Annotated in this window: 10 protein-coding genes; 3 read left to right on the top strand and 7 right to left on the bottom strand. The window is 69.3% G+C overall.

All coding sequences use genetic code 11. The features are described 5' to 3' along the window. Positions 1–73: 73 nt before the first annotated feature. Positions 74–1561, bottom strand: coding sequence for a flavin-containing monooxygenase (locus tag ACFWPJ_RS04305; protein WP_378846994.1), 1488 nt, complete (start codon positions 1559–1561; stop codon positions 74–76). Positions 1562–1597: 36 nt separating this feature from the next. Between ACFWPJ_RS04305 and ACFWPJ_RS04300 the strand changes: the two genes are divergently transcribed. Continuing rightward, the gene (locus tag ACFWPJ_RS04300; RefSeq protein ID WP_378846992.1) at positions 1598–1777 is read left to right on the top strand and encodes a hypothetical protein; all 180 of its coding nucleotides are present in this window, start codon (positions 1598–1600) and stop codon (positions 1775–1777) included. A 36-nt stretch (positions 1778–1813) separates the two neighbouring features. Beyond that, a complete protein-coding gene (locus ACFWPJ_RS04295; protein ID WP_378846989.1) occupies positions 1814–2392 on the top strand; it encodes a DivIVA domain-containing protein in 579 nt (192 codons plus the stop codon). 82 nt (positions 2393–2474) lie between these two features. Here ACFWPJ_RS04295 and ACFWPJ_RS04290 read toward each other — a convergent pair whose 3' ends face one another. From ACFWPJ_RS04290 to ACFWPJ_RS04270, 5 genes are all read right to left on the bottom strand, one after another. After that, positions 2475–2987, bottom strand: a complete 513-nt coding sequence (locus ACFWPJ_RS04290; protein ID WP_229739522.1) for a GtrA family protein — start codon at positions 2985–2987, stop codon at positions 2475–2477. Between the two features lie 53 nt (positions 2988–3040). Further along, positions 3041–4135, bottom strand: coding sequence for a Holliday junction branch migration DNA helicase RuvB (gene ruvB / locus ACFWPJ_RS04285; RefSeq protein WP_378846985.1), 1095 nt, complete (start codon positions 4133–4135; stop codon positions 3041–3043). Between the two features lie 3 nt (positions 4136–4138). After that, positions 4139–4738, bottom strand: a complete 600-nt coding sequence (ruvA, locus tag ACFWPJ_RS04280; RefSeq protein ID WP_378846982.1) for a Holliday junction branch migration protein RuvA — start codon at positions 4736–4738, stop codon at positions 4139–4141. Next, a complete protein-coding gene (ruvC, locus tag ACFWPJ_RS04275; RefSeq protein WP_189024891.1) occupies positions 4735–5304 on the bottom strand; it encodes a crossover junction endodeoxyribonuclease RuvC in 570 nt (189 codons plus the stop codon). The genes ruvA and ruvC overlap by 4 nt, the downstream gene beginning before the upstream one ends. A gap of 152 nt (positions 5305–5456) precedes the next feature. Beyond that, the gene (locus ACFWPJ_RS04270) at positions 5457–5966 is read right to left on the bottom strand and encodes an O-acetyl-ADP-ribose deacetylase (RefSeq protein ID WP_378846980.1); all 510 of its coding nucleotides are present in this window, start codon (positions 5964–5966) and stop codon (positions 5457–5459) included. Between the two features lie 95 nt (positions 5967–6061). On the opposite strand from ACFWPJ_RS04270, the gene ACFWPJ_RS04265 reads away from it, so the two are divergent. After that, complete coding sequence (locus ACFWPJ_RS04265; protein ID WP_378846977.1) at positions 6062–6562, top strand: SRPBCC domain-containing protein; 501 nt, start codon at positions 6062–6064, stop codon at positions 6560–6562. 61 nt (positions 6563–6623) lie between these two features. On the opposite strand, the gene ACFWPJ_RS04260 is transcribed toward ACFWPJ_RS04265, so the two are convergent. Continuing rightward, on the bottom strand, positions 6624–7379 hold the full coding sequence (locus ACFWPJ_RS04260) for a YebC/PmpR family DNA-binding transcriptional regulator (RefSeq protein WP_378847029.1): 756 nt from the start codon (positions 7377–7379) through the stop codon (positions 6624–6626). Positions 7380–7390: the final 11 nt, after the last annotated feature.

The following is a 7390-nucleotide window of genomic DNA, read 5'->3' as shown; positions in this document are numbered from 1 at the left end:
CCCCGCGCGCGCTCCGCGCCCGGCGCGCGCGCCCCGCGCCCCCCCCGGGGGCCGGGCAGTGCGCTGCGGCCGGTCAGGCGCGGCCGTAGGTGTAGTCGTCGAGGGGGAAGGTGACCGCCTCGCGGTGCGCGTTGGCGGTGCTGGTCGGGCGCAGCAGCGCCGCTTCACCGTGCTGGTTGAAGTAGTAGCTGCGCGCGGTGGCGCAGTCGCCGCCGTAGAAGACCGAGCTGCCCAGCTTGCCGGTGACCCGGTCGAGGAACTCGGCGTTGGCCCGCTCGGTGACCTCGAAGGTCTTTTCCCCGCGCCGGAACAGCTCGGTGAACAGCCTGCCCATGTGCTTCATCTGCGCCTCGATGGTGGTGAAGTACGACAGCCCGCTGTAGGAGTAGGGGCTGTTGAGGCTCAGGAAGTTGGGGAACTTGGGCACGGTGATGCCCTCGTAGGCCTGGAAACGGTTGTCGCGCCAGAACTTTCCGAGATTCACCCCGTCGCGGCCGACGATCTCGATGGCCGGGAAGTTCACGTCCCACAGGTTGAAGCCGGTGGCAAGCAGCAGGGTGTCGATCTCGGTCTTGTGCCCGTCGGCGGTGACGATGCCGTCGGGTTCGACGTGGTCGATCGAGTTCGTCTCCAGCCGCACGTGCGGTGCGTTGAACGTCTTGAAGTACTGGTTGGAGAAGGTCGGGCGCTTGCAGCCGAAGTCGTAGTGCGGGGTGAGCTTGGCCCTGGTGTCCTTGTCGCGCACCTGCGCGAACAGGTGCGCCTTGGCCAGCGCGGCGGCGGCCTTGTTCAGCGGTTTGGCCTGCGCGTAGTGCAGCACGCCGACGACCATCAGCGCCTCGAGCATGCCCGTGTTGACCAGCCGGGCCGCCTTCTGGGTGAGCGGCACCTTGGCGAACAGCTCCTGGACGACGCCGGGGATCGGGGCGTCGACCTTGGGCACCACCCAGATGGGGGTGCGCTGGAAGACGGTCAGCGCGCCGACCTTCTTGGCCACCTCGGGCACGAGCTGGACCGCGGTGGCGCCGGTGCCGATGATGGCGGCCTTGCGACCGGTCAGGTCGTAGCCGGCGTCCCAGTCGGTGGTGTGGATGATCTTGCCCGCGAAGGACTCGATGCCGGGGAACGGCGGGGTGTAGGGCTGGGACAGGAAGCCCGTCGCCGCGAGCAGGTAGCGCGCCGTGACGGTCTCCCCGCCGGCGATCGAGACCACCCACTGCTGGTTGTCCTCGTCCCAGCGCGCGCCGTCGACGGTGGTGCCGAACCGCATCCGCCTGCGCAGGTCGTACTTGTCGGCGACGTGCTCGGCGTATTTCTTGAGCTCGGCGCCGGGGGCGAACAGCCGGGTCCAGTGCGGATTCGGCTCGAAGGAATAGGAGTAGGTGACCGAGGCGATGTCGACGGCGAGGCCGGGATACCGGTTCACATGCCAGGTACCGCCCAGGTCGTCCTCGCGCTCGAGGATCACGAAATCATGCAGTCCGAGCCGGTCGAGCTCGATACCGGCGCCCATGCCGCCGAATCCCGCCCCGACCACGACCGCGTCCCACTGAGGTGCCACGCCGAACCTCCACATACATCAGGTGTCTGTTACAGCATGACACATTATTCCGTCGGCGGCGACAGTGCTCTCGGCGAGGTCGAAAGCCGCGCCGGGGATGGTGGTGGGGCGGGCATCGTGCACGGCATGCGAACGCCGGATCCGGCGCTGACGGCGGTGTACAGTCACGCCGTACGGCGGCTGTTCATCGACGGCGTCCGAGTTGCCGCGCGATGACGAAAACCCGTGGGATAGAAGGGCGATCCTGACACAATGACGGCTGTGACGCCCGACGACGTGAGCCGCACCCACTTCGCCATGCCGACTCTGGGCCATCGCGGCTACCACGCGGACGAGGTCGACGCGTTCCTGGAATTGGTCTCGGCCACCCTCGACGGGCAGGGCGTCCTCACCGCCGACGACATCCGCCACGTGCATTTCGGCGCACCGCGTTTCGGCGGCCGCGGCTATCAGGCCGATCAGGTCGACGACTTCCTCGACCGGGTCAGGACCGAACTCGAATACCGCCAGAAGGGCGGCGCCCCGGTACCGGCGGCCCGGCTCGGTGACGATGTCGCCGAGATGCTCACCCCCGACGACGTGCACCGCATGCGCTTCAGCCAGTCGGCGGTCGGCAGGCGCGGCTACCACGAGGAAGAGGTCGACGCGTTCCTCGATCTGGTCGCTGCGACGCTGGCCCACAACGGTCCGGGCAGCCTGACCTCGGAAGACGTGCGCGGCGTCCGGTTCACCGACACCCGGCTGGGCACCCGCGGCTACTCCCGCGAGGAAGTGGACGCGTTCATCGATCTGGTGATCACCGCGCTCGAGCACGCCGAGCGCAGGCACTAGGCGGTTCTCGGCCGCCTCGATCTGGACTGACCAGAGGGTGCGACGAAGGAGTGCCCGGCCCGCGGCACCAGCCGCCGAGGATTCAGCCCTGGATGCTGTGCAGTTCGGCTTCGCGCAGGTCATCCGGGAAGACGTAGCGGCGGAACGCCCAGAAGCGGAACGCCATCGCCAGCAGTACGCCCAGGATCTGCCCGGACACGAAGTTGGCGACCGCCTGCACCACCGGATCCACATGTGGCACACGCAGATTCAGCACGTACAGCGAGATCGCCTGCGGAATCATGGTGACGCCGATGCCCAGGGCGCTGATCGTGAAGAACAGCGCGGCCTCGTGACTGCGCTGCCTGCCGCCGCGGGTGCGGAAGGACCATTCGCGGTTGAGGATGTAGGAGGCGATGGTCGCGATCAGCGCACCGAGCAACCGCGCGGTCAGCGGCTTCTCGCCGAGCACGGTCAGCTTCACCGCGTACACGACGCCGGTGTCGATGAACCAGGTGATTCCGCCGACCACCGCGAACTTCAGGAGCTCCCGATGCTTCAGGAGCTGGGAACGCAACGGCTCGGGGAGGCGCTGCACCACCGCATGGACTGCCACAGGGCCGACAGTAGACGACGATCCGGCACCGCGCCCGCCCGGTGTGGACCGGCTCAGTCGAGCAGATCCATGCTCGGGTGTGGTTCGCGGCCACGCACTTCGATGGCGCCGATGACCAGATCCGGCGGCGGCACCAGCCCGAGGTGCTCCCACGCGGCGGCGGTCGCGACCCGGCCGCGGGGCGTGCGGGCGACCAGTCCGGCGCGCACCAGGAACGGCTCGCACACCTCTTCCACGGTGGCCGCTTCCTCGCCGACGGCTACCGCGAGCGTGGACACACCCACCGGTCCCCCGCCGAACCCGCGCACCAGCGCGCCGAGGACGGCACGGTCGAGCCGGTCGAGGCCGAGCGCGTCGACGTCGTAGACCTCGAGCGCCGCCATCGCGATCGGGTGGGTGATCACGCCGTCGGCCCTGACCTCGGCGAAGTCGCGCACGCGGCGCAGCAGGCGGTTGGCGATGCGCGGCGTGCCGCGCGAGCGACCGGCCACCTCGGCGGCGGCGTCGTGGTCGATCCGCACGCCCAGGATGCGGGCCGAGCGCAGCAGGATCCGCAGCAGTTCGCCGGGTTCGTAGAAGTCCATATGGCCGGTGAAGCCGAAGCGGTCGCGCAGCGGGCCGGTGAGCGCGCCCGACCTGGTGGTCGCGCCGACCAGGGTGAAGGGGGCGATGTCGAGCGGGATCGAGGTGGCGCCCGGGCCCTTGCCGACCACCACGTCGACGCGGAAGTCCTCCATCGCCAGGTACAGCATTTCCTCGGCGGGGCGGGCCATCCGATGGATCTCGTCGATGAACAGCACATCGCCTTCGACCAGGTTCGACAGCATCGCGGCGAGGTCACCCGCGCGTTCCAGGGCGGGTCCGGAGGTGATGCGCAGGGCGGTGCCGAGTTCGGCGGCGATGATCATCGCCATGCTGGTCTTGCCGAGGCCGGGCGGGCCCGACAGCAGCACGTGGTCGGGGGTGGCGCCGCGTTGTTTGGCGCCGCGCAGCACCAGGGTGAGCTGTTCGCGGACCCGGGACTGGCCGATGAAGTCGTCGAGCGAGGTGGGGCGCAGGCCGGTCTCGGCTTCGCCGTCGGAGTGCAGATACCGGGCGGTGAGCGCGGATTCGTCGGTCTCGAAGTCGTCGGTGTCGAAGTCGTCCATGACCTACCTGTTCTTACCGAGCAGGCCGAGGGCGGCGCGCAGGGCAACGGAGGTGGTGGCGGCAGGCTGGTCGGCCAGCACGGTGTCGACGGCCTGTTCGGCCTGTTTCGCGGGGAAACCGAGACCGATGAGCGCTTCGGCGACCTGCTCGCGCACCGGCGTGACCGGGACCTGCGCACCGGGCGGACCCGCGGGCACCGGCACCAGGTTCACCTTGTCGCGCAGTTCGACGACCATGCGTTCGGCGCCGCGCTTGCCGATGCCGGGGACCCTGGTCAGCGCGGCGACATTGCTCTCGGCCAGTGCTTTTCGCAGTGCTTCCGGCTCGAGCACGGCCAGCACGGCCATCGCCAGGCGCGGGCCGACGCCGGTGACGGTCTGCAGCAGGCCGAACAGGTCGCGGGCCTCGGTGTCGGCGAAGCCGAACAGCGTCATCGAGTCCTCGCGCACGATCATCGCCGTGTACAGCCGGGCTTCCTCGCCGCGGCCGAGCCCGGCCAGCGTCGCCGGCGTGACATTGAGCCGGTACCCGACTCCCGCGGCTTCGATCACCACATGGTCGAGCGCGATCTCGAGTACCTCGCCGCGTACCGACGCGATCACCCGCGCACCACCTTCCGTTGTTCGGCCAGCCGTTGTTCGTAGCGGCGGCGGACCTCGTCCGCCTGTGCCTGCGCGGCCGCCATCCGGTCCATCAGCGGCGCCCGCCAACAATGACAGATCGCCAGCGCCAGCGCGTCGGCGGCGTCGGCCGGTTTCGGAGCGACCTGCAACCCGAGGATCCGGGTCACCATGGCGGTGACCTGCGCCTTGTCGGCGGTGCCGTTGCCGGTGACGGCGGCCTTCACCTCGCTGGGCGTGTGGAAAGCGACCTTGATCCCGCGCCGCGCCGCGGCCAGGGCGATCACGCCACCCGCCTGCGCGGTCCCCATGGCGGTTCGCACGTTGTGCTGGGCGAAGACTCGTTCGATCGCGACAGCTTCGGGACGGTGGGTATCCATCCATTCCTCGGCAGCATCGGCGACGGCCATCAGCCGCAACGCCAGCTCCGCCTCCGGCGGTGTCCGCACCACCCCGACGTCGAGAGCGACGACCTTACGCCCCGGTCCACTGTCCACCATGCTGAGCCCGCACCGGGTGAGCCCGGGATCGACGCCCATCACCCGCACCGGCAGCCCCTTCGAAGACACGAACAGTTGTTCGAAAGTCTAGAGCATCCCGCCGCGGCCACCGACCAGCGACACGAGCCCCGACACGACAGCCGCCGGTCGCGGTGTCCTCGTCGAGAACCTTGCCGCCACGCAGGATCCGGCAGCGCAGGCTAGGTCAGTGCCGCGAGGAAGACAGCGAGCGCACGGTCGTCGAACAGGACGAATCGCACCTGCTCTACCGCGGTCTCGGCGGATCGCACGGTGTCGACGGCGATGCGGGCGCCGTCGTCCATCGGCCAGCCGAAGATGCCGGTGGAGATCGCGGGGAAGGCCACCGTGCGGGCGCCCAGTTCGTCTGCCACGCGCAGGGATTCGCGGTAGCAGGAGGCGAGCAGGTCCGAGCGGTCCTCGGTCGCGGACCACACCGGGCCGACGGTGTGGATCACCCAGCGCGCGGGCAGCCGTCCCGCGGTCGTCGCCACCGCCTGACCGGTCGCCAGGTCCTTCCCGTAGTGCGAGGCGCGCAGGTCACGGCACGCGGACAGGATCTCGGGCCCACCCTTGCGGTGGATCGCGCCGTCGACGCCGCCACCGCCCAGTAGCGAGGAGTTGGCGGCATTGACCACCGCGTCGACCTGCTGTTCGGTGATGTCCCCGCGCACCGCCTCGATTCGTGTCATCGCTCCATTGTGCTGGCCGGGTCGTGCACGACACCACCGGATATCGCGGCGTACCGTCGAGACCGTCGCTGCACCCGAGTCGAGGAGAACCGCGCATGCCCACACCCACCGGCGAGGTCCTGCCGGCATCCGACGGCCAGGATCTGGTGATCACCCGGTCCCTGGGACTGCCGATCGAGGAGGTCTGGGCGCGGTTGACCGATCCGCATCTGACCGTGGCCTGGTACGGCACCTGGGAGGGCGACGCGGGCACCGGCAACACCATCAGCGTGCAGATGCGGTTCGAGGAGGGCGAGCCGTGGACGGGGATGAACATCGACGACTGCACGCCGCCGATCCACCTCGGCCTCTCCGCCACCGACCAGATCGGGGTGTGGCGGCTGGAGGTGACGTTGCTCGACACCGGGGCGGCCACCGAGGTGCGCCTGGTCCACCACCTCACCTCGGAATACCAGCTGGCCGAGATCCCGCAGATCGGTCCGGGCTGGGAGTACTACGCGGACATGTTCGTCGCCGCCTGCACCCACACCGAGCGACCGGACTTCGCCGACTACTACCCGGCCATGGCGGGGTACTACCAGCAGCGCGTGCCCTAGCCGAAACGCGAACCGCCCCAGCCGATGTGGCGGCCGGGGCGGTTGCTCGGTAGCGCCTGATCTACTCGTCGTCGAGCTCGGCGGCGACCTCGTCGGAGATGTCGACGTTGGTGTAGACGTTCTGCACGTCGTCGCTGTCCTCGAGCGCGTCGACCAGCTTGAGCACCTTGCGGGCGCCCTCGGCGTCGACCGCGACCGACACCGATGCCTGGAAGCCGGACTCGGCGGAGTCGTAGTCGATGCCCGCGGCCTGCAGCGCGCTGCGCACGGCGATCAGATCGCCGGGCTCGCTGATGATCTCGAAGGACTCACCCAGGTCGTTGACCTCTTCGGCGCCCGCGTCGAGGACGTGCTCGAGGATGTCGTCCTCGGTCAGGCCGTTCTTGTCGAGGGTCACCACGCCCTTGCGGCCGAACAGGTACGCCACCGAACCCGGGTCGGCCATGTTGCCGCCGTTGCGGGTCATCGCCACGCGGACCTCGCCGGCGGCGCGGTTGCGGTTGTCGGTGAGGCACTCGATCAGCACGGCGACACCGTTGGGGCCGTAGCCCTCGTACATGATCGTCTGCCAGTCGGCGCCGCCGGCTTCCTCGCCGCCGCCGCGCTTGCGGGCGCGCTCGATGTTGTCGTTGGGGACCGACGACTTCTTCGCCTTCTGGATGGCGTCGTACAGCGTCGGATTGCCCGCAGGGTCACTACCACCAGTGCGGGCCGCCACCTCGATGTTCTTGATCAGCTTGGCGAAGAGTTTGCCGCGCTTGGCGTCGATTCCCGCCTTCTTGTGCTTGGTGGTGGCCCATTTGGAGTGGCCCCGCAAGCCCCACATCC

The sequence above is a fragment of the Nocardia sp. NPDC058497 genome (genome assembly GCF_042720195.1).
Classification (GTDB): Bacteria; Actinomycetota; Actinomycetes; order Mycobacteriales; family Mycobacteriaceae; genus Nocardia.
Note: the sequence above shows the minus strand (reverse complement) of the source record. Positions and strands in the feature narration are given on the sequence as shown.